General features: G+C 60.4%; 1 protein-coding gene. It reads right to left on the minus strand.

What is annotated here, in order from left to right; genetic code table 11:
• A partial coding sequence (locus tag FAZ21_RS20485; RefSeq protein ID WP_169307518.1) for a hypothetical protein occupies positions 1-740 on the minus strand: 740 nt, incomplete at both ends.

The following is a 740-nucleotide window of genomic DNA, read 5'->3' on the forward strand; positions in this document are numbered from 1 at the left end:
AGGTGGATGAAGGGCAAACCGAGATACGGCCCCAGGCAGCGCCCAGCGGCACAGGACAACTCCCAGGGGTTTTCCAGTCCGTAGTAATCCAGCACCAACGGCGCCCTGCTTAATAGTGGGTCATCGGCATACAGCGGGTGCGTGGTGGTGTTCATCGCCGCCATCGCCGCCAGCAAACCAGTGGTGGCGGCCGCCCGGCCGTTCAGGCTGGGGTTGAGGTACACCTCCTTAAACCCATGCCCCAGCAAATCGGCCTTGGTACGCGGAATCTCGATATTGTGCGGCAACACCTTGCGCAAGATATCCAGACTGCTAATCACCACATCGTGGCGCGAAGTGAGATAGCTGCCATTGCCGAGCACCCGATCCGCTGGCGAAGCAAAACCGTGAATGCGCAAGTCCTGAGGACGTAACTCACCGCTGTCGGTGAGCAGGGTATACATGCGATTGGCAAACAGATTGCCTTGCGAATGCGGCACCAGCAGCACCTTATCGGCCTCGGCGGTGGCACGGCGGATATCGCGCAGGATTTCACTTTCCTCATCCAGCGTCAGTTGCGCCAAGGCAGCCTGCTCGGCCTTGGCCTGGTAATAGCGGATTGCCGCTTCGGCCACGCGCGCATCCATGCCTTCGGGCGCATTGCCGTAAAGCAGCGCCTCGGCGATTTTTTCGGGAGCGGTGTCGGGGTTTTGCTGGCTGAGCTGATAGAAGGTCTGGGCGATGTCGGCGAAGAAGCCGTG

This window comes from Chitiniphilus eburneus (assembly GCF_005048205.1).
Lineage (GTDB): Bacteria > Pseudomonadota > Gammaproteobacteria > Burkholderiales > Chitinibacteraceae > Chitiniphilus > Chitiniphilus eburneus.